We start from the raw sequence: 18,746 nt of genomic DNA, 5'->3' as shown, positions 1-18,746 counted from the left end.
CTCTACCGGTAGCTTTCCCATCCGAACACCCTGTGCTCTCCCGTGCGGCACGGGTTGTCCCGCGATCACGTACCGGCGCCGATCACCCGGAGGCAGGTCGATGGCCAACGAACGCACGCCGCCCCTGACCGGAGTGACCGTGTTGGAGATCGGGGCGTTCATGGCGGCGCCGTTCGCCGCCCTGCAACTCGCCGACCTCGGTGCGGAGGTCATCAAGGTCGAGCACTCGACCGGCGGTGACCCGGTACGCCAGACCGGTCCGTTCCTCGGGACGGAGAGCTCGCCGTTCGTGCGCATCAACCGCAACAAGCGCTCGGTCGCCCTGGACCTCAAGTCGCCGGACGCGCGGTCGGCGTTCCTCCGACTGGTCGAGCGGGCCGACGTCCTCGTCGAGAATCTCCGTCCCGGCGCCATGCGCCGTCTCGGTCTCGGTTACCAGGACCTGCGGGAGATCAACCCCCGCCTGGTGTATGCCTCCGCCTCCGGCTGGGGGCAGGACGGGCCGCTCGCGGATCTGCCGGGGTTGGACATCATGGCGCAGGCGCGTAGCGGGCTGATGAGCATCACCGGCCACCCCGGCGGTCCACCGGCGAAGGTGGGCGTGCCGATCTGCGACCTGGTCTGCGGCCTCTACCTGGCGCTAGCGGTCACCGCCGCACTCCGGGAACGGGACCGCTCCGGTACGGGGCAGTACATCGACGTTTCGCTGTTCGAGGCGGGAGTGTCCTTCGCCGTGTGGGAGGCGGGAAAGTACTTCGCGACCGGCGAGGTGGGTGGCCCGATGGGCTCGGCGCACCAGAGCAACGCTCCGTACCAGGCGGTGCACAGCAGTGACGGCTACGTGACGATCGGCGCCACCACTCCGCGCAACTGGCAGGCGTTCTGTGACGCCCTCGGGCTGACCCGGCTGCTCGCGGACCCGCGCTACGCGGACGCGTTCTCCCGCCTGGAGAACCGCGCGGAGCTCATCGAGAGCATCGAGACCGTGACGAGCACGTTGAGTACGGCGGAGATCATCGAGCGGCTCAACAAGGCCGGCGTGCCGTGCGCCCCGATCGCCGACTACGGCGAGGTCTTCACCGACGAGCACCTCGCGGCCCGCGGCTTCTTCTGGGACGCCCCGCACCCGACCCTGGGGTCGGTGCGCCAACTCGGCTCGCCGATGCGTATGTCCGAGACCCCGGTTCAGCGCGCAGACGCGGGACCCGTCCTTGGCGCCGACACCCGGGAGGTGCTGCTCGCCGCCGGTTGCGGCGCGGCGGAGATCGATCACCTCGTCGCCTCCGGTGCCGCCCTGGCCGCCGACGTCGGCGGCGCCACGACCACGAGCTCCGCCGCGACAACGACGACCAGGAGGTAGGCCATGTCCTCGTCGCCCGATTCCCGCTCAGAGGTCCTGGTGGAAAAGCAGGGCCCGGCCCTCGCCGTGACCTTCAACCGACCCAGGCAGCGCAACGCGATGACGTGGGCGATGTACGACGGCCTGTACCAGGCGTGTGAACGGGCCGACGCGGACGACGACGTGCGGGTGCTCGTGCTGCGCGGGGCGGGCGGGGGCGCCTTCGTCGCCGGCACCGACATCAGACAGTTCGCGGAGTTCACCGGCGGCGCCGATGGGGTCGAATACGAGCGGAAGATCACGCGGGTGCTGGACCGGCTCGAGGACGTCAACGTGCCGACGGTCGCGGCCATCCGTGGCTACTGCGTCGGCGCGGGCCTGGCGATCGCCGCCGTGTGCGACCTACGACTTGCCACCCCCGACGCTCGGTTCGGGATCCCCATCGCCAGGACCTTGGGAAACTGCCTGTCGATGCCGACCTATGCGCTGCTGCTGCACCACCTCGGACCGGCTCGTACCCTGGATCTGTTGCTCAACGCGAAGTTCTACTCCGGTCGGGAGGCGCACGCGGCAGGGTTCGTGGCCGAGTCCACGGAGGATCTCGACGCGGCCGTCCAGCAGACCGTCGACCGCCTGGCCGGGCATGCCCCGCTGACCATGTGGGCGACGAAGGAGGCGATCCGACGGCTACGCCGGGGCCGCGCCGACGGCGACGACATCGTCTCCCGGGTCTACGGCAGCGACGACTTCGGAGCCGCCGTCACGGCCTTCACCGCGAAGCAGCCGACGACATGGACCGGACGGTGACCACGATGCGACGAGGGAGCGGAGAAGTGCTGCTGCCGGCCTTGTCCGGGGCGTTCGGTGACGACGCGGACGCGATCCGGATCGGGGACCAGCGGGCGTCCCGGGAAGCGGTGTTGTCCGCCGCCACCGCCCTCGCCGACCGCATCGCCGGCAGCGACGCGGTGGCGATCTGGGCGACCGCCAGCATGGAGACCGTCGTGGCGGTCGTGGCCGGCCTGCTCGCCGGGGTGCCCGTCGTGCCGGTGCCACCGGACTCCGGTCCCACCGAACGGGACTACGTGCTGCGCGACTCGGCCGCCTCGCTGCTGCTCGTTCCCCCGGCGAGCTACGGCACCGCGCCGCTGGCAGGTACGCGAGTCCCCGTCGCCGCTGTCGACCTGAATGCACGCTCGGCCACCAGCTATCCCGAACCCGCGCCGGAGCGCACCGCCCTGATCCTCTACACCTCCGGCACCACGGGAGCGCCGAAGGGAGCCCTCATCCCGCGGCAGGCGATCGCCGCCGACCTGGACGCGCTCGCGGACGCATGGTCGTGGACCCCCGCCGATCTGTTGGTGCACGGTCTCCCCCTGTTCCACGTGCACGGCCTCGTGCTCGGTGTACTGGGAGCACTCCGGGTCGGGTCCCGGCTGGCCCACACCGGCCGACCCAGGCCGGACGCCTATGCCGCCGCCGCCGGAACGCTGTACTTCGGCGTGCCGACCGTGTGGTCAAGGGTCTGCGCCGTTCCGTCCGCCGCCCGAGCCCTGTCGTCGGCGCGGCTGCTGGTCTCCGGCAGCGCACCGCTGCCCCTGCCCGTCTTCGAGCAGCTCGCCGAGCTCACCGGGCAACCGCCCGTCGAGCGCTACGGGATGACCGAAACGCTGATCACCGTCAGCAGTCGCGCGGACGGAGAGCGCCGGCCCGGGTTCGTCGGCACGCGACTCGCCGGGGTGGAGACCAGGCTGGTGGGCGAGGACGGCACCCCGGTGACGCCCGACGGTGAGTCCCCGGGCGAACTCCACATACGTGGGCCGATGATGTTCAGCGGGTACCTCAACCGGCCGGAGGCCAACCGGGAGTCGTTCACTTCCGACGGCTGGTTCCGTACCGGGGACATCGCCACCATCGACCCCGACGGGTGGCACCGGATCATCGGCCGCGCCTCCATCGACATGATCAAGAGTGGCGGGTACCGGATCGGCGCCGGCGAGGTGGAGAATGCGCTGCTCGCCCACCCCGCGGTCCGGGAGGCCGCGGTGATCGGCGCGCCCCACCCCGACCTCGGGCAACAGGTGGTCGCCTACGTGGTCGCCGACGCGGTGACCGAGGCGCAGCTCATCGAGTTCGTGGCCGGTCGGATCTCCGCGCACAAGCGCCCGCGGCAGGTCCATCTGGTCGAGCAACTACCTCGCAACGCGATGGGCAAGGTGCAGAAGAAGCTGCTCGCCGGCGGGTAAAAGCTCGTAGGCGACGTCCCGGTTCGGGCCGCACTTCACACCCGTCGCGCGGCCGGTCATGACGGCACGGTCACGGAGATGTGTGCCCACGTCTGGGTGAACCAGAGCTCGTCGTCCACGGTCAGCGGGCGCAGGCCGGTCGGAGCGCGGCCGGAGAGCTCTTCGGACAGCTCCTGCTCGATCTGACGAGCGACGTCGCCAGCTGTACCCGCCTGCTCGAGCCAGGGACGAAGCGGACGCTCGACGTCGAAGACGTCGGACGTCTCGACCGCCGCCCCGGCCGACGTGAGCAGCCGGACGATGGCGTCGGCACCGAGCATCGCTCCGTGGGACGGGTCGCGCAGCCGCTCCACCCGGTCGGGGTCGCCAGGCAGCTCCGGCTTGATCACCATGTCGGCAACCACCACCCGCCCGCCGGCGCGGCACACCCGTACCATCTCGGCCGCGACCTTGTCCGGCTCGGCCACGTGGTGCAGGGAGAACCTGGAGATCACCAGCGAGAACGAACCGTCGAGGAAGGGCAGTCGCGCCGCGTCGCCCCGTTGGAACACCACGTTGGACACGCCTTCGGCGTCGGCCCGCGCCTTGCCCGTCTCCAGCATTTCGGGAGTGGCGTCAAGCGCGGTCACGTGCCGGGCACGCACGGCGAGCGCGCGCGCGACCAGTCCGGTGCCGCAGGCGACGTCCAGGCAGACGTCCTCTGGGTCCGGCCTCGCGAAGTCGACGAGACGCTGGAGATGCCGGGTGAAGGCGCCGTTGAGGCGTGCGTCCTCGAAGCTGCCAGCCTGCCGGGCGAACTCCCGCCGGATCAGGTCATGGCGTACCACGTCGTTGTCCCTTGACCGCATCGCAGGCGCTTCCTTACCAGCCGGAACGAGACCCAAGACGTCAACGGTACCGGGGTTCACCAGTTCCAGGCCCGGCGCCACGGCGTCGACGCGATGGGGCGCCGGGTCTGCAATCAGGACAGCCGTTTCGAGAAGGGAACCGGCGCTCGCCCCGGTGCCGCCACCGACTTGGTACGACAGTTGGGCGCTGCCGAGGCTGTGGACTACACCGACTACACCGGTGACCTCAGCGGCCAGGTCCGGGCGGTCGCGCCGGACGGCGTACCCGCGGTGGTGCACCTGGCCGGCGACGGCGCGCAGCTGGCCGGGCTGCTCACCGCCGACGGGCGCCTCGCCTCCACCATCGGCTTCGGCCCGGACCAGCATCCGGCAGCCACATCGATCATGGCCAGCCCCAAGCAGGGAACCCTCGACCGGCTCACAACTGGCTGATCAGCCCGGGCCGCTCCAAGTCCTCACCGCCACGTCAACGTCGGTTCCGCGAGCGGCGGCCGTAGGTTCTCTCAGTGGCCAGTTGGCGGGATCGCGGAAGGTTTGTCCGCCTGCTTGGCCTTCTTTGCCGCCCGCTTTCATGGACAAAAGGCGATGCCCGCCGGTTGGCCACCCTGAGTCAAGAAACATGGTCAGACGACCACGTCCCTAGCCTGGTCCTCCAACAGCACGTTGTGACCGTGGTCCGAGCGCCAGCCGACCGCCGCCGGGCCAGGGAACGGCTCGGATCACGCCCTACTCTGCGGCCAAGCCCCTCGAACGCCAATCGCCGACTGCCTGCCTACCCCCCGGCCATCGCTCCGAGGATGATGAACGGTTCCTCGCCGGCGACGACCCGCTCGGGCAGTGGCGCGTCGGGCGACTCGTTGGACAGGTCCTCCTCGCATGCATAGAAGCGGACGAACGCGCGACGCTTGCCGCTGTGGCGGTCGCGGATCGTGCCGAGCAGCATCGGATATCGCGCCTCGAGGGTGTCCAACACCAGGCGCTGGGTGACCGGCCCGGCATGCGAACCGGTCACCTCGAGCGTTACCTGGCCGGTGACGTGAGCCAGGTTCTTCAGGTGGGCCGGGAGGACGACCCGGATCACGGCAGCACCTGGGCTTCCACGGACAGCACGGCCGGCAGGTCCCGGACGATCGGCGCCCAGCTGTCGCCTCCGTCGGCCGAGTGGTAGACCTGGCCACCGGTGGTGCCGAAGTAGATCCCGCACGGGTCGAGCGTGTCGACCGCCATCGCGTCCCGGTACACGTTGACATAGCAGTCGGACTGCGGCAGGCCCTTGGTCAACGGCTCCCAGTCGTCGCCACCGGTGCGGCTGCGGTAGACGCGCAGCTTGCCCTCGGGCGGGAAGTGCTCGGAGTCGCTCTTGATCGGCACGACGTAGACGGTCTCCGGCTCGTGCGCATGCACAGCGATCGGGAACCCGAAGTCCGACGGCAGGTTGCCGCTGACCTCACGCCAGTTCGCACCGGCGTCGTCGCTGCGCATGACGTCCCAGTGCTTCTGCATGAACAGCGTGTCCGGCCGGGCCGGGTGCTGGGTGATGTGGTGCACGCAGTGGCCGACCTCGGAGTCCTGGTCGGGGATCTCCCCGGAGCGCAGACCCTTGTTGATCGGCAGCCAGCTGGCGCCGGCGTCGTCGCTACGGAACGCGCCCGCCGCCGAGATGGCGACGTAGATCCGGTCCTTGTTCACCGGGTCCAGGATGATCGTGTGCAGGCACATGCCGCCGGCGCCGGGCTGCCACGACGGCCCGGTCGGGTGGGTACGAAGGGCGGTGAGCTCCGTCCACTTCTGACCGCCGTCGGTGGTGACGTAGAGGGCGGCGTCCTCCGCACCCGCGTACACCGTGTCGGGGTCGTCGCGGGACGGCTCGAGGTGCCAGACGCGCTTGAACTCCCACGGGCGTGGGGTGCCGTCGTACCACAGGTGCTCGCCGACCTCGCCCGAGTAGGCGAAGTCATTGCCGACGGTGGTCCAGTTTTTGCCGCCATCGTCCGAGCGCTGGATCAACTGCCCGAACCAGCCGCCGGACTGGGACGCGTAGAGCCGGTTCGGGTCGGCCGGCGACCCGGTCAGGTGGTAGATCTCCCAGCCGCCGAAATGAGGCCCGTCGACCGTCCAGTCGCCGCGCCTGCCGTCCGACGTCAACGTGAACGCGCCCTTGCGCGTGCCTACCAGCACCCGTACGCCGCTCATGCCCTCATCCTCTCCACTCGTTTCCCTTGGGTAGACCGTCCACCGCGCCGATACTCATCGGTCTCCGCCAGTCGTACTCCCCCGGTACGACGAATCGACGTCGCCGCCCTGTCCGAGGGGCCGGATAGCGTCCCGCACATGACTGGCCCTGGGGACGTCCCACCCGAGATCCTTCACCGGCTCCGGCCCGTCTGCCTCGGGCTGCCGGAGACCTACGAGGAGCCGGCGTGGGTGGGCACGCGCTGGCGGATCCGCAAACGCACGTTCGCCCACGTGCTCACGGTCGACCCCGACCATCAGGCGGCCTACGCCCGAGCTGCCACGACCGACCAGCCGATCTGCGTGCTGACGTTCCGGTCGCCCGGCGACGAGATCGCCGGGCTGATCGCCAGCGGCCACCCGTTCTTCAAGCCGGACTGGGGCGCCGACGTCGTTGGCATGGTGCTCGACGACGGGGTCGACTGGGACGAGGTCGCCGAACTGCTCACGGAGAGCTACTGCGTCCTGGCGCCGAAGCGGCTGGCCGCCCTGGTCGACCGGCCGATCGATCTCGAGTAGCCGAACTCCGGGCGTCCGACGCCCACGGGTCGCCAGCATCATCGGTTACCGCCGTAGGCTCTCCACGTCTCACGTCGCCACGCCGTCAAAACGGTGCTGGGCGTTACGCTAGCCCTCGGCGTAGACGAGGTCCATGGTGTCGGTGTGCCCCGACCAGTGGAGTTCGAGGTGCCAGCACCCGGCCCGCGGCATGTCGATGATCGACGGGCCGGGGCCGCCGGGAACCTCCCGGGTCACCCGCGTGTCGGTCCCCTGCAGCGTCGCGGTGATCGCCAGGGTGGCGGGCGACGCCGTCTCGGACGACGTCACCGCAGGCTTCGCGACCCAGAGGATCTTGTTGGCGGGCCCCTCGTCCCGGCCCAGCGCCAGCGGGTGACCGAACAGCACCGCGACGATGTCCCCCTCCGCGCCGAAGACGTGCGGGATCCGGGCCTCCCGGCTGAACCCGGCGTCCGCCCAGTCAGGCAGGACACCCGTCTCGACCCGTGAGCCGCAGCCCGACGCGGCGCTCGCCGGCGGGCTCGCCGGGGCCGTGGTGCCCGCAGCGCCGGCCGGCGTGGCTGACCGCCCCGTGGTCGTGCACCCGGCCAGCAGGACCGCCGACCCCAGCAACACCCTGCCCCATGAACCCATCTCGCGCCCTCCGGACAAACGCCGCGCCCGCCGATGACTCGTGCCTCGCACCATCAGGACACCGGTCGGGCCCTCCGGGTTCCCCGGACCTGCCGGCTCGACTGTCACCCCGAGAGCACTCACCGTCCCTCCCTCAACTCAGCGAGTTCGCGATCTCGATCGCCTCGCCCTTGGTGAGGTCGCCTTCCAGCCGGTAGCTCACGCCCGCCTCCTCCCAGATCAGGGTCGAGGCGGCGAGCCGCGCGGTCTCCACGTGGACCGTGCCCGCCCGATCCACGTAGGCCAGCGCGTGCGGGCCGCCGATCCAGACCGCGAAGCCACCGTCGACCTGGACCCACTCCACGCCCGGCCCGGCGGCCTGCTTCTGGAAGACCGGATCGAGGCGACCGTCGAAGGCATCGAGGCGCAGCGCACCCCCGCGGTAGAGCAGGGTGACCACCCGGTAGGCGCCCGTGCCATCGACGTCGGCGACCAGCACCTGCTCGGGCGGGCCCAGCTTCGCCGGGAGGCGGATCGGGAAGCGGAGCATCCCCTGCGCCTCGTGGAGGGAGGCGGGCCGCTGCGACGGCAGCGGCGACGGACTGCCGGTGGGCGGGACCGGCGCCGACGACGTGTCGATGATGATTCCGGAGAAGCGCAGCAGCCCCGCCACGGCGTCGGCGAGGGCGGCCCGCCCCGGCGGCAGCACCGCGACGAGCACGGCGACGAGTGCCACGGCGAGGTAGTAGCGCCACCGGCGTCGCCACCGCGCGGGCGCGGCCAGTCGGGCGCGTACGTCGTCGGTCACGTCGGGCGCGTCGGGTGTCTCGAGCCACTCGGCGAGGTCACGCAACTCCCGTTCGAGGTCATCCACGGCACACCCCCTCGCGGTCGAGCAGGCCGCGGAGCTTCACCAGCGCTCGGGACGTCCGCGACTTCACCGTGCCTCGGGGCCAGCCCAGCATCGTCACGGTCTCCTCCTCGCTGAGATCAAGGAGGAACCGGCACACGATCACCTCACGGTCCTTCACCGGCAGCGACCGCAGGGCCCGCACCAGCGTGGCCCGGCGCTCGGCGGCGAGCACGCCGCCCACCGCACCGTCCTCGGTCATCTCCGACTCCGGGTTCGCCGCCGCGGCCCGCAGGACGAGTCCGTCCCGTCGGCTGCGTGAGCGGTGCAGGTTGCGGGTCTCGTTGGCGACGATCGCGAGGAGCCACGAGCGGAAGGACGACTCTGCCCGATAGCGGGACAGCTTGCGGTATCCCTTCACGAACGCCTCCTGGATGACGTCCTCCGCATCCGAACCCGCGCCGAGCAGCACCGCGGTCCGGTAGGCGGACGCGGTGTGCCGGGCGACCAGGAGGTCGTACGCCCCCAGGTCACCGGCCCGCGCGCGGGTGACGAGCTCTTCGTCGTCCAGTGGAACCTCCGGTGGGATCACCCTCATGACACCGCCCGCCCGGTGTGGGTTCCAGGCGCCGCGTGGAACCTCGGCGGGTGTGGCGGTGTCACCGGGGCATGATGGCAACCACAAGGATCTCGCGTCGCACGGTTCTGACCGTGCTCGCCGGTGCGGGCACCGCAGCGTTGGTCGGCTGCGATCCAGTTCGGCGCCCGAACCAGGCCCGTGCCGTCACGATCCCCGACGCACTGCTCGTCGAGGTCGACGACGGGCTCGGCGTACTGCGCGGTGCGGACCGGCAGACCATCCCGCGTTCGCTCGCCACCGCCGACGGGCGGGCGATCTACGCGACCGCGCCCGAGGGCGCCGACACCGCCTTCTGGCGGATCGACACCGCCACGGGCGGCACCTCCACTCGGATCAAGCTGCCCGGACACTGGGTGCCGCAGGCCGTCTCGGTCAGCGGTACGACGGTGGCCTTTACGGCGAACGAGGTGAATGCCACCAAGGGGCGCCCGGAGGGGCGGGACGTGACCCCCGTGCTGATCGCCGACGTCACCGGCGTCCAGCACCGGCTGGAGTTGCGGGGCAACTTCGTGCCGGAGACGTTCACCGGAGATCTCACCGGGCTCTTCGTCCTCGAGTGGCTCCCGGCGACGGCACCGGACCGCTACCGGGTCCGCGTCGTCGATCTCGCCACCAGGACGCCGGGCCCGCTCTACACCCGCACCAAGACGCCGGTGCCGCCCGGCGCCGAGGAGGAGATGCGCGGCGACGGACGCCAGGCCGTGCTCGCGCCGGATTTCACCACCCTCTACACGCTCTACACCCACCAGCCGGACCACCAGCACACCCGTAACCTGGTCAGCGGGCGGCCGGGCAACGTGCACGCGTTCGTCCACACGCTGAGCGTCAACGAGCGATGGGCGTACTGCATCGACCTGCCGCACCCGTTCGGTCAGGCTGCCGCGAACGGCCACGCCATGACGATCAGCCCCGACGGAGGTCGGCTCTTCGTCGCCGACGTCACGTCGGGCACCGTCGCCGAGATCGACACTGAGGAGCTGACCGTACGTCGGACAGCCCCGCAGTCCAGGGGCGCCGGCACCGCACACGCCGCCGCCGACACCGACCGCCTCTTCATCGGCGCCGCCACGGTGGTACGGGCGATGGACCTCACGCGCCTCGGCCGCACGGCTGACTGGCGGGTCCGGGAACCCGTGTCCGGCCTGGTGCTGAGCCGCGACGGCAGACGCCTCTACGTGGGTCAGAACGATGGCGTGAGCTGGCACGATCCCGGCACCGGCGCCGAGCTGGGCCGCGTCGCTGTCCCCGGTCTCGTCGGCGTGCACGGCCTGGCCGGCAACGCCGGACAGTGAGGATGCGGGTCTAGCCCGTCACACCTGCACGGGTCAGGCCCATTCGCCCTCGAAGAGCGGAGCGATCGGGCGCTCCCGACGCCCGATCCGCAGATCCCCGAAGATGGTGCTCCGGTCCGCTCGCTCAACCTCCGCGTCCAGGTCGATGCACAACTCCTCGGAGGCGTCGTGGGCCGCGCCGATCAGCAGGATCTCGGTCCCGGGGTGGTCGAGGAAGCCGGGCGGGTCGAGCGGGGCGAAGCGTCGACCGTGGAAGGTTTTCTGCAGTGGAGCGGGCAGCTTGACCTTTTGGGAACCACGCAGACCGACGCCCGGTGGGGAGGGCGCCTGCGGGTTCTTCACCGTGACGATGTAACTCGCCTCCGACTCGATGCCGAGGTCGTGCTGCGCCTCGCCGGGCCGGGTCGGGAGTTCGAGTTCGTACGCGAGATGGGTGTGGTCGTCATGTCGCGCGATCACGTAAGCGCCCTCCGCCGCGGGCCGGGCCGGGGGCTGCTCCCGTTCGGCGCGGGTCTTCGTGGCGTACCTGCGTGCCTGCAGTGCCTCGTGCAACTGCTCGGGCCGGTCCACCACCTCGTCGACGAACGCCCAGAACCGGTTGTGCTCGTCGATGTCGGGCAGCCGTTTGCGCCCGACCACGAGCATCCGCAGGTGCCGCCCCTGCCACGGGTGCATCACCACCAACAGCCGCTGCACCTCGTCCAGGGAGTCGACGTGCTCCTCCTCGACGCGGGGCCGGTAGAGGAAGTAGATGTCCCCGTCCTCAAGCAGCTCAGCCATTTACTCCGCGTACCCGAAACGACCGGCGACCAACGCCTGCCCCGACCAGCACCGCCCGGGGCCAACGCGTCGGACCTGGCCGGATCATGCCCCGACTCCGCGGCCAACCGGGTAAAGGAGCTGCCGGATGTCCTTCGGCAGCTCGGCTTCCAGGTTCTCGAGTTCATCGGCACTCACCGCCTCGCGCAGGGTGATCAGTACCGCGCGGGCGCCCTCAGCGGTCCGCTGGTCATCCACTCCCGCGTGCGCCCGTACCTCATTGAGGAACTCCACGAGGTCGAGCTGTTCGGCGAAGTCCACTTCCTTGTGCAGGTACCCCCGGAACTCCTCGGGGAGCTGCGTGGCCAGGTCGCGGGCCTCGCCGCCACTGATCCGTTCCGTCAGCGTCGTGAGCGTGGCTCGGATGACGTTCGCCGCCTCCGTCACCGGCATTCCCGCCCGCTTCCCCACCGCTTCGAGAAACTCGGCGTAGTTCACGGGTTCTCCCTCCCGGACCCTGCGTCGCGTCTCCACTCCTGAGCCGACGAGCGCCGCTTACCCGAGCGCTGTCTGGCAAAACGGCGCCTGTGGGAGGCCGTGCGACGTGGCCGTGACTGCCTGAGGCCGACGGCGGGCCGGAACTCCTCGGCCGCTCACAGACGATCCGGCAGATTACCGGCGAAGAACTCGGGCCTGCGTGGCCGGTCGAACCGTGGTGAGGAACATGGCCAGCGCGATGGCCTGGATCCCGGCCACGGTGACGATCACGGCGGTGAGCGAGTAGTCGTAGAGGGCTCCGGTGAGCAGCCCGCCGACCAGGGTCGCCGCGCCCAACCCGGCGGCGAAGATGCCGTACGCGGTGCCCCGCCGCGCGGCGGGGACGATGTCGGCGATGGTCGCACGCATGGTGGATTCCTGGATGCCGAGCACCGCGCCCCAGGCCAGGACCCCGGCGACCGCGATCAGCGGGGTGGTGGTGAAGGCAGCCAGCGGGATCAGGGCGGTCAGCACGGGTACGGCGGCCAGCACCCGGACGCCGACCCGGTCGTACAGCCACCCGGAGGCCAGCGCGGCGAGCGCGTCGACCCCCATCGCGCCGGCATACACGACGGGGACCACCGCCACCGGTACGACGTCGCGGGTGGCGAGGTGGAAGCTGAGCACTCCGAAGGTGGCGTAGCCGGCCGTGGTCAGCACCGTGAACGCCAGATAGATCCAGAACTCGCGGGGCAGCCGACCGCTCGGCGGGGCGGGCGCCGCGCCGGGTCGAGGGCCCGGTTCGAAGCGACCCGGATCCGGCACGCCGGCGCGTAGCCACAGCAGCACGAGCATCCCGGCCACCGCGGGTACGGCCAGGGCGAGGAACGCGGGCCGGTAGTTGTGGGCGGTGGCGGCCAGTACGGCGGCGACCAGCAACGGCCCGGCGACGCCGCCGGCCTGGTCGAGCGCCTCATGGACGGCGAAGCCCTTGCCGCGGCCGACTGCCGCAGCGGCGTGAGAGATCATGACATCCCTGGCCGGGCCGCGGATCGCCTTGCCGGCACGCTCCGCGATGAACAGCGCCGCAGCCAGCCACAGCGCGGTGGTCAGCCCGAGGGCGGGCACGGCGACCATGGTCACGGCGTAGCCGACCAGGACGAGCGGCCAGTAGGCCCGGGTACGGTCGGCGAGGGGTCCGGTGCCCAGCCGCCCGGCCAGGGCGAACGCCTCCCCTACGCCGGTGACCAGCCCGACGAGGGTCGCGGACGCGCCGAAGGTGGCCAGGTAGGGGCCGATGACCGAGCGGGCGCCCTCGTACACCACGTCCGACAGCAGGCTGACCACACCGAACGCGGTCACGAAGCGCCACGGCGTCCACCTGACGGTGAGCGTGGTGCTTTTCACCCATGCAGTTTGGCCTAACGGCAAGCTGGCCGGGCGTGGATCAGCGCGGCGCCCCGGTGAACCGCCGGGGCGGGTTATGCATCGCGACGGGTGGCGTCGCCGTGGTCTGCATCGGGCGCGGTGCGGAGATAGATGAAGTCCGTCACGCCGATCGTCCCGACGAGCTGGCGGACGACCGGCGGCATGTCGCGGCGGGTGGGGTCGTGCACGAGGCGGGGACTCGTGAGGGACGCTCGCCGGCCCCGGATCTCCAGCTCACAGCCGCCGGCCGCCAGCACGTTTCTCGCCCAGTCGGTGACCCCGTAGGTCAGGGCGGCGACGTAACCGTCGGACGTCCGGAAGATGTTGATCGGCGTCCGGTACTCGCGACCGGAGCGGCGGCCCCGATGGATGATGACGCCGAAGCCGGGCAGCCACCCGGCCAGCGGACCGGTCACGCGGTTGGTGACGACCCGATTGAACCGCGCCAACCGCTTGGGTAACACCATGGCCACCATCCTCTCCCAAACAGCGATGGAAGCGTCAGCCGACACGTCGATCGGCCTCGCCCCGGGCACCGTCGCTTCTGCCGTCCTGACCCGTGTCTTGGGCTTCGCGGACACCAGATCGCCGCCGCTGCGCCACTGCCCGGTCATCTCGGTCGTGCACGCTTCGCGGCGGTTCATCTACTGAGGGGAAACCGATGCGACGCGCTCATATCGCCGTCCTTGCCGGGTCCGTCGTTGCGGCGGTCGCCATGGTCGCCACGTCTGCCCAGGCAACGGAGCAGCACCGAGACGACGCGGTCACGGTCGCCTTCGCGAAGACCACGCGTTCGACCGCATGGCAGCAGGTGCAGAAGATCCCGCTGCGCTTTCCGACGTACCACCCGCAGGGCTTCGCGCTCGTCGGCGACAAGATCTTCATGTCGACGGTCGAGATCATCGAGCGGCCGGTGCCCTATCCGCAGCCCGTCGATGGATATGACCGCACGCCGGGCAAGGGTGTCGGGCACGTGCTCGTCCTGGACCGACAGGGCAACCTGCTCAAGGACGTGCAGCTCGGCCAGGGCACGGTGTACCACCCGGGCGGCATCGACTTCGACGGCGAGTCCGTGTGGGTACCGGTTGCGGAGTATCGGCCGAACAGCCAGGCGATCGTCTACCGGCTCGACCCGCAGACCTACCAGGTCACCGAGGCTTTCCGAGTCGCCGATCACATCGGCGGCGTGGTCCGGGACCGGGTGAGCGGCGAGATGCATGGCGTCAGCTGGGGCTCGCGCACCGAGTACTCCTGGACGCCGAACGGCCACCAACTGAGCAAGCAGGCCAACCCGGACCACCTCGTCGACTACCAGGACTGTGACTACAGCGGCTGGGGTAAGCAGATCTGCTCCGGCGTCACCGGGCTGCCGCGTTCGGATGGCGGAAGCTACGAGCTGGGCGGACTGGCACTGCTGGACCTGCGGGACAACCGGATCCTGCACGAGATCCCGTTTCCGAAGTTCTCCACGGCCGGGCACGTCGTGACGCGCAACCCGGTCGCGCTCGAGGTGGCGGGCGACAAGCTTCGGCTGTTCGCCGCGCCCGACGACGGCGAGGAAGTCGCCGGCACTGAGCTGCTGGTGTACGAAGCCCCTCTCGGCTGACCCGGTTCACGGGCGCCAGCGGCGCCGCACACATGAGGGCTCTTTCCCGCGATCCAGCGGGGAAGAGCCCTCTGCCCGCGCCGGGTGGCGGCTGACGCGGCGGCCCGGCGGAGCATTTTGACAAACGCGTTAGCCATCGCTAACGTGTTTCTGGTGATCGACGCGTTGTCTGCCGCTGCTGAGCCCACCCGGCGACGGATCTTGCAGCTGCTCGCGTCGCGACCCCGCACGGTGAGCAGCATCGCGGCGGAGTTCACGGTCACCCGGTCGGCGATCTCCCAGCACCTGTTGTTGCTGGCGGAAGTTGGCCTGGTGGAGGCCGAAAAAGTCGGCCGGGAGCGCATCTATCGGGTCGTTCCCGACGGACTCCGGCAGCTGCAGGCCGAGATCGACCGGTTCTGGACGGCCGAACTCGACCTGTTGGTCGCCGACGCACACGCCCTGAAGTCTCAACGCATTGAGAGAGACCGCTGATGTTCACCAAGACCGTCGTTCTTCCCGTCGACATCGACGAGGCATTCGCTCTCATCACCGAGCCGGAGCGGCTGCGGCGCTGGCAGACCGTGTCGGCCCGCGTCGACCTCCGGGTGGGCGGTGACTACCGCTGGACCATCACCCCCGGCCATGTGGCGGCCGGCACGTTCCGGGAGATCGAGCCCGGCAAGCATGTCGTGTTCGGCTGGGGTTGGGAAGGCCACCCGGACCTCACCCCCGACGCCTCGACCGTCTCGATCACGGTCGAGCCGGTCGCCGACGGCACCCGGGTCACCCTCACCCACGAGGGGCTGACCGACGAGCAGGCGGCGATGCACGCCGAGGGCTGGAACCACTACCTCGGCCGTCTCGAGAAGGCCGCCGTCGCCGGGGACGCCGGCCCCGACGAGTGGTCCGCCGCTCCCGAGCGCCTCGACGAGCTGTCCGCCGCCGACGCCACGCTGGCCGCACTCCAGACGGTCCTGCGCCAGCTGACCTCCGAGGACCGCGCCAAGCAGACCCCCTGCGCGGACTTCACCTGCCACGACCTCGCCGAGCACCTGTTCGGCTCCATGATCGCCTTCGGCTCGATGGCCGGCGTGAAGGTCGTGAACCCCGAGACGGGTTCGCTGGAGAACCGGGTGGCCACCATGGCGGCGCAGGTCATCGAGGGATGGCGCGCCCGCGGCCTCGACGGCACCGTCCCCGCCCCCGGCGGCGGCGAGATGCCGGCCAGTTTCGCGGCGGGCATCATGCCGGTGGAATTCCTGTTGCACGCCTGGGACATGGCCCAGGGCAGCGGCACGCCCCTGGTCGTCAGTGACGAGGTCGTGGCCTACGTCCACAAGCTCGCCGAGCAGCTCGTCCCCGGTGCCCGCGGTTCCTCGTTCAGCGACGAGGTCACCCCGGCCGCGGGTGCCGACCCGATGGAGCGGCTGGCCGCTTTCACGGGCCGTCGGCCCGTGGCCGGATGACAGGATCCGACGATGCAGATGCCCAAGCCCACCGACGCTGACAAGCAGTTCTTCCGGTCCGTCGTATCCGACGCCCCAGGGGTCGAGGTCAAGCCGATGTTCGGCAACCTGGGCGCGTTTGTGAACGGCAACATGTTCGCCGGGCTGTTCGGCTCGTCGGTCGGCGTGAAGCTCGCCGCCGACGATCTGGCCGAGCTGGCGACGATCGAGGGGGCGGGACCCTTCGGCCCGGCCGAGCGACCGATGGGTGGATACCTGTCGCTGCCCCCGTCGTTCACCACCGAGCAGGCGGCCGGGTGGGTCAACAAGGCTCAGGCGTACGTCGCCACGCTGCCTCCCAAACACAAGAAGAAGTAGTAACGGCCGGCAGGGGCCGTCGTGGTGGGCGCGGAGCAGGCGCCGGCCACGAGGCATCAGCAGGTCGCAGCGCCGGGCCTACCGACAGCCAAGTCCTCGCCCGCCTGAGGCCGCGGGTCGTCAGCTCACTGGCCGCAGCGTGGTGCCAGTGCTCACCACTTGTCCCACGGTACGGTCCAGTCGCCCACCCCGTCGGTGAGCGCCATCCGTCGCGGAGTGTTGCGCACATCGACCACGTCACCGAGTCGGAACGTCTCGTACAACCATCGGGCATGGTCCGGTCCGACGTTGATGCAGCCGTGCGAGGTGTTCTCCCTGCCGTGCGCGCCGATGTTCCAGTCAGCCAGGTGCACGAACTCGCCGGTGTACGAGATCCGCAGACAGAGCTTGATGACCTCGTCGTAGTAGTTGGGGTCCTTGGGGTCGGTGACCCCATAGCTGGAGGAGGTCATCCGGTGCGAGGGCTCCCGGGTCATCACCACGTGCGGGCCGGAGGCCGTCCAGTAGCTGACGACCTCCCCGTTCGCGCCTACGACGGTGCCGCCCTTGCCCATGCTGACCGGGATGTCCCGCACCATCCTGCCGTCGATGTAGACCTTCATCCGGTGGGTGCTGGCGTCGGCGATGGCGATGCGGGACGGGCCGATGGTGAAGTTCGTGCTGGCGTTGGCGCCACCGTAGACGCCCTTGCCGAGGTTCTGGCCGAAGAGGTTGACCTTCACCGAGATCTTCGTGCCCGGAGTCCAGTACTTCGCCGGCCGCCAGTGCGCGTTCCGGCTGTCGATCCAGCGCCACCGTCCCTCGACGGCCGGCGTGGTCTCCACCAGCATCGTCTTCTCGGCCTCGGCCCGGTTCTTGACCGGCTTGCTGAAGTTCACCATGACCGGCAGGCCGACCCCGTACGTGCCACCGTCACGGAGCGCGGTCAGCGCGTTGGCCTGGAACGTGACGGTAGCGACCCCGGACGGCTCAATGGTGCTGAAGCTGCTCGTGTGCTGGCTCAGCGCGCCGGCGGAGTCGGCCGCCGACACCGTGACGGTGTAGGACTTGCCGTAGGCCAGCTTGCCGGTCGAGCGCCACGTCAGGCCGTCGCCGTCCAGCTCGCCGGCGACGGTCTTGCTGCCTGCGGCCACCGAAACGTCCTTGAGCGCGCCGCCCTCGACCGCCACGACGACCTGCTCGAGCGGCGACACTTTCTTGGCGTGGGCAGCCGGTGTGACGGTAACCCGCACCTCAGCCGGGGGCGCGCTTGCCGCAGCCAGACCAGGCTGCGACCACGCGGCCTGGGACGAAGGCCCCTGGCTGCAACCTGCGGTCACCACACCGGCCGTGACGCCCAGACCGGTGGCGATCAACTTTCGACGACTGATCATCGCGTTCCTCTCCGCCCGGAGAGTACTTGCCGACGGCGGGCCGCGGGTGCCCGGTGCCTGGGGAACGGTCACCATTCTGCAGCCAAGAAGAATGCCACCTGACCAACTGACTGGTCAGGCTCAGGCGGAGGCGGCCCGACCCATCTCGGCGAGGATCCCGGTGGCCTGACCGAGCTCGATCAGGTAGCCGTCCGGGTCCCGCAGGTAGCACCGGATCTCGACGCCGTGATCCTTCGGCTCGGTCAGGAACTCCCCACCCCGGGACCGCCACTGCTCATAGACCGCCCGGACGTCGGTGACCCGGATGTTCATCGCGCTGCTGAGCGTGCTCGAATCCGGTGGCGCCTGTGCTCGCACGTCCGGCTTGTCGTCGGTCGGACCGCCTTCGTTGTTGATCACGAGGTAGCTGTTGTGGAACCGCAGGATCGCGGGCTGGCGTTCCCGCACCACCGTCGCTCCCAGCACCCGTCGGTAGAACTCCCGTGAACGGTCCACGTCCCGCACGATCAGCAGGTGCGTGAGCACCAGCCCGCTTTCGGGCTGGAAATAGTCGGGCGCCTCGGTCGCCATCACGCCTCCCCGGGTCCAATCGGCAGCGCGTACCCGCTTGCGGGGCCAGCACACCTGCCGTCGGGCCGTCTGGGAGCGTGGTGGAGAAGCGTGGGTGGGATGCTGCCGAGTCAGGACCTGACCAGGACGACAGGATCCTGCCCTCGCCCG

At 70.3% G+C, this 18,746-nt stretch carries 22 protein-coding genes; 10 read left to right on the top strand and 12 right to left on the bottom strand.

What is annotated here, in order from left to right; translation table 11 throughout:
- The first annotated feature begins 100 nt into the window (after nucleotides 1–100).
- From I8N68_RS14140 to I8N68_RS14130, 3 genes are read left to right on the top strand one after another with little or no spacing between them, the layout of a single operon-like run.
- Entirely contained in the window at nucleotides 101–1,360 is a 1,260-nt protein-coding gene (locus I8N68_RS14140) for a CaiB/BaiF CoA transferase family protein (protein ID WP_200210418.1), read from the top strand.
- A 39-nt stretch (nucleotides 1,361–1,399) separates the two neighbouring features.
- On the top strand, nucleotides 1,400–2,146 hold the full coding sequence (locus tag I8N68_RS14135) for an enoyl-CoA hydratase (RefSeq protein ID WP_200210417.1): 747 nt from the start codon (nucleotides 1,400–1,402) through the stop codon (nucleotides 2,144–2,146).
- Nucleotides 2,131–3,585 carry an acyl-CoA synthetase gene (locus tag I8N68_RS14130; RefSeq protein ID WP_234039656.1) on the top strand — a complete coding sequence of 485 codons (1,455 nt, stop codon included), beginning with the start codon at nucleotides 2,131–2,133 and terminating at the stop codon, nucleotides 3,583–3,585. The genes I8N68_RS14135 and I8N68_RS14130 overlap by 16 nt, the downstream gene beginning before the upstream one ends.
- A gap of 56 nt (nucleotides 3,586–3,641) precedes the next feature.
- On the opposite strand, the gene I8N68_RS14125 is transcribed toward I8N68_RS14130, so the two are convergent.
- Nucleotides 3,642–4,514 carry a class I SAM-dependent methyltransferase gene (locus I8N68_RS14125; protein WP_200210416.1) on the bottom strand — a complete coding sequence of 291 codons (873 nt, stop codon included), beginning with the start codon at nucleotides 4,512–4,514 and terminating at the stop codon, nucleotides 3,642–3,644.
- Between the two features lie 99 nt (nucleotides 4,515–4,613).
- On the opposite strand from I8N68_RS14125, the gene I8N68_RS14120 reads away from it, so the two are divergent.
- Nucleotides 4,614–4,865, top strand: a complete 252-nt coding sequence (locus tag I8N68_RS14120; RefSeq protein ID WP_200210415.1) for a hypothetical protein — start codon at nucleotides 4,614–4,616, stop codon at nucleotides 4,863–4,865.
- Nucleotides 4,866–5,205: 340 nt separating this feature from the next.
- Here the strand turns inward: I8N68_RS14120 and I8N68_RS14115 are convergent, their stop codons facing one another.
- Complete coding sequence (locus tag I8N68_RS14115) at nucleotides 5,206–5,514, bottom strand: MoaD/ThiS family protein (protein WP_200210414.1); 309 nt, start codon at nucleotides 5,512–5,514, stop codon at nucleotides 5,206–5,208.
- On the bottom strand, nucleotides 5,511–6,626 hold the full coding sequence (locus I8N68_RS14110) for a WD40/YVTN/BNR-like repeat-containing protein (RefSeq protein ID WP_200210413.1): 1,116 nt from the start codon (nucleotides 6,624–6,626) through the stop codon (nucleotides 5,511–5,513). Before I8N68_RS14110 ends, I8N68_RS14115 begins: the two co-directional genes overlap by 4 nt.
- A gap of 138 nt (nucleotides 6,627–6,764) precedes the next feature.
- On the opposite strand from I8N68_RS14110, the gene I8N68_RS14105 reads away from it, so the two are divergent.
- Nucleotides 6,765–7,184, top strand: coding sequence for an MmcQ/YjbR family DNA-binding protein (locus I8N68_RS14105; RefSeq protein ID WP_200210412.1), 420 nt, complete (start codon nucleotides 6,765–6,767; stop codon nucleotides 7,182–7,184).
- 108 nt (nucleotides 7,185–7,292) lie between these two features.
- Here the strand turns inward: I8N68_RS14105 and I8N68_RS14100 are convergent, their stop codons facing one another.
- From I8N68_RS14100 to I8N68_RS14090, 3 genes are all read right to left on the bottom strand, one after another.
- Nucleotides 7,293–7,817 (bottom strand): hypothetical protein, encoded by a 525-nt coding sequence (locus tag I8N68_RS14100; protein WP_200210411.1) that lies wholly within the window; start codon nucleotides 7,815–7,817, stop codon nucleotides 7,293–7,295.
- A gap of 133 nt (nucleotides 7,818–7,950) precedes the next feature.
- Nucleotides 7,951–8,670, bottom strand: coding sequence for a hypothetical protein (locus I8N68_RS14095; RefSeq protein WP_200210410.1), 720 nt, complete (start codon nucleotides 8,668–8,670; stop codon nucleotides 7,951–7,953).
- Nucleotides 8,663–9,244 (bottom strand): RNA polymerase sigma factor, encoded by a 582-nt coding sequence (locus tag I8N68_RS14090; protein ID WP_200210409.1) that lies wholly within the window; start codon nucleotides 9,242–9,244, stop codon nucleotides 8,663–8,665. The genes I8N68_RS14095 and I8N68_RS14090 overlap by 8 nt, the downstream gene beginning before the upstream one ends.
- A gap of 113 nt (nucleotides 9,245–9,357) precedes the next feature.
- Here I8N68_RS14090 and I8N68_RS14085 point away from each other — a divergent pair, with 113 nt between their 5' ends.
- Nucleotides 9,358–10,578 carry a YncE family protein gene (locus tag I8N68_RS14085; protein ID WP_307812822.1) on the top strand — a complete coding sequence of 407 codons (1,221 nt, stop codon included), beginning with the start codon at nucleotides 9,358–9,360 and terminating at the stop codon, nucleotides 10,576–10,578.
- 33 nt (nucleotides 10,579–10,611) lie between these two features.
- Here I8N68_RS14085 and I8N68_RS14080 read toward each other — a convergent pair whose 3' ends face one another.
- The 4 genes from I8N68_RS14080 to I8N68_RS14065 form a co-directional block, all read right to left on the bottom strand.
- Nucleotides 10,612–11,358 carry a hypothetical protein gene (locus tag I8N68_RS14080; protein WP_200210407.1) on the bottom strand — a complete coding sequence of 249 codons (747 nt, stop codon included), beginning with the start codon at nucleotides 11,356–11,358 and terminating at the stop codon, nucleotides 10,612–10,614.
- Nucleotides 11,359–11,442: 84 nt separating this feature from the next.
- Complete coding sequence (locus I8N68_RS14075) at nucleotides 11,443–11,835, bottom strand: DUF2267 domain-containing protein (RefSeq protein WP_200210406.1); 393 nt, start codon at nucleotides 11,833–11,835, stop codon at nucleotides 11,443–11,445.
- Between the two features lie 174 nt (nucleotides 11,836–12,009).
- Nucleotides 12,010–13,221: an MFS transporter gene (locus tag I8N68_RS14070; protein WP_307812821.1), complete on the bottom strand. Its 1,212-nt coding sequence runs from the start codon at nucleotides 13,219–13,221 to the stop codon at nucleotides 12,010–12,012.
- 74 nt (nucleotides 13,222–13,295) lie between these two features.
- The gene (locus tag I8N68_RS14065) at nucleotides 13,296–13,886 is read right to left on the bottom strand and encodes a nitroreductase family deazaflavin-dependent oxidoreductase (protein WP_234039654.1); all 591 of its coding nucleotides are present in this window, start codon (nucleotides 13,884–13,886) and stop codon (nucleotides 13,296–13,298) included.
- Nucleotides 13,887–13,903: 17 nt separating this feature from the next.
- Here I8N68_RS14065 and I8N68_RS14060 point away from each other — a divergent pair, with 17 nt between their 5' ends.
- The 4 genes from I8N68_RS14060 to I8N68_RS14045 all read left to right on the top strand — a co-directional run bounded on the left by I8N68_RS14060 (nucleotide 13,904) and on the right by I8N68_RS14045 (nucleotide 16,653).
- Complete coding sequence (locus tag I8N68_RS14060; protein ID WP_200210405.1) at nucleotides 13,904–14,848, top strand: DUF6454 family protein; 945 nt, start codon at nucleotides 13,904–13,906, stop codon at nucleotides 14,846–14,848.
- A gap of 153 nt (nucleotides 14,849–15,001) precedes the next feature.
- Entirely contained in the window at nucleotides 15,002–15,322 is a 321-nt protein-coding gene (locus I8N68_RS14055; protein ID WP_200210404.1) for an ArsR/SmtB family transcription factor, read from the top strand.
- Nucleotides 15,322–16,296: a TIGR03086 family metal-binding protein gene (locus tag I8N68_RS14050; protein ID WP_234039652.1), complete on the top strand. Its 975-nt coding sequence runs from the start codon at nucleotides 15,322–15,324 to the stop codon at nucleotides 16,294–16,296. Before I8N68_RS14055 ends, I8N68_RS14050 begins: the two co-directional genes overlap by 1 nt.
- Nucleotides 16,297–16,308: 12 nt before the next feature.
- Nucleotides 16,309–16,653 (top strand): TfoX/Sxy family protein, encoded by a 345-nt coding sequence (locus I8N68_RS14045; protein ID WP_200210403.1) that lies wholly within the window; start codon nucleotides 16,309–16,311, stop codon nucleotides 16,651–16,653.
- A 152-nt stretch (nucleotides 16,654–16,805) separates the two neighbouring features.
- Here I8N68_RS14045 and I8N68_RS14040 read toward each other — a convergent pair whose 3' ends face one another.
- Nucleotides 16,806–17,846 carry a L,D-transpeptidase gene (locus I8N68_RS14040; protein ID WP_307812820.1) on the bottom strand — a complete coding sequence of 347 codons (1,041 nt, stop codon included), beginning with the start codon at nucleotides 17,844–17,846 and terminating at the stop codon, nucleotides 16,806–16,808.
- Nucleotides 17,847–18,146: 300 nt separating this feature from the next.
- Nucleotides 18,147–18,596 (bottom strand): VOC family protein, encoded by a 450-nt coding sequence (locus I8N68_RS14035; protein WP_200210401.1) that lies wholly within the window; start codon nucleotides 18,594–18,596, stop codon nucleotides 18,147–18,149.
- Nucleotides 18,597–18,746 lie beyond the last annotated feature (150 nt).

It is taken from the genome of Micromonospora coerulea (assembly GCF_016598485.1).
Taxonomy (GTDB): domain Bacteria; phylum Actinomycetota; class Actinomycetes; order Mycobacteriales; family Micromonosporaceae; genus Micromonospora; species Micromonospora coerulea.
Note: the sequence above shows the minus strand (reverse complement) of the source record. Positions and strands in the feature narration are given on the sequence as shown.

Excerpts from the sequence above, each read along its gene's own strand:
- I8N68_RS14045 (WP_200210403.1), top strand. The coding sequence starts at position 16,309 with ATGCAGATGCCCAAGCCCACCGACGCTGACAAGCAGTTCTTCCGGTCC.
- I8N68_RS14035 (WP_200210401.1), bottom strand. The coding sequence starts at position 18,596 with ATGGCGACCGAGGCGCCCGACTATTTCCAGCCCGAAAGCGGGCTGGTG.
- I8N68_RS14100 (WP_200210411.1), bottom strand. The coding sequence starts at position 7,817 with ATGGGTTCATGGGGCAGGGTGTTGCTGGGGTCGGCGGTCCTGCTGGCC.
- I8N68_RS14140 (WP_200210418.1), top strand. The coding sequence starts at position 101 with ATGGCCAACGAACGCACGCCGCCCCTGACCGGAGTGACCGTGTTGGAG.
- I8N68_RS14060 (WP_200210405.1), top strand. The coding sequence starts at position 13,904 with ATGCGACGCGCTCATATCGCCGTCCTTGCCGGGTCCGTCGTTGCGGCG.
- I8N68_RS14110 (WP_200210413.1), bottom strand. The coding sequence starts at position 6,626 with ATGAGCGGCGTACGGGTGCTGGTAGGCACGCGCAAGGGCGCGTTCACG.
- I8N68_RS14105 (WP_200210412.1), top strand. The coding sequence starts at position 6,765 with ATGACTGGCCCTGGGGACGTCCCACCCGAGATCCTTCACCGGCTCCGG.
- I8N68_RS14050 (WP_234039652.1), top strand. The coding sequence starts at position 15,322 with ATGTTCACCAAGACCGTCGTTCTTCCCGTCGACATCGACGAGGCATTC.
- I8N68_RS14065 (WP_234039654.1), bottom strand. The coding sequence starts at position 13,886 with ATGAACCGCCGCGAAGCGTGCACGACCGAGATGACCGGGCAGTGGCGC.
- I8N68_RS14080 (WP_200210407.1), bottom strand. The coding sequence starts at position 11,358 with ATGGCTGAGCTGCTTGAGGACGGGGACATCTACTTCCTCTACCGGCCC.
- I8N68_RS14130 (WP_234039656.1), top strand. The coding sequence starts at position 2,131 with ATGGACCGGACGGTGACCACGATGCGACGAGGGAGCGGAGAAGTGCTG.
- I8N68_RS14090 (WP_200210409.1), bottom strand. The coding sequence starts at position 9,244 with ATGAGGGTGATCCCACCGGAGGTTCCACTGGACGACGAAGAGCTCGTC.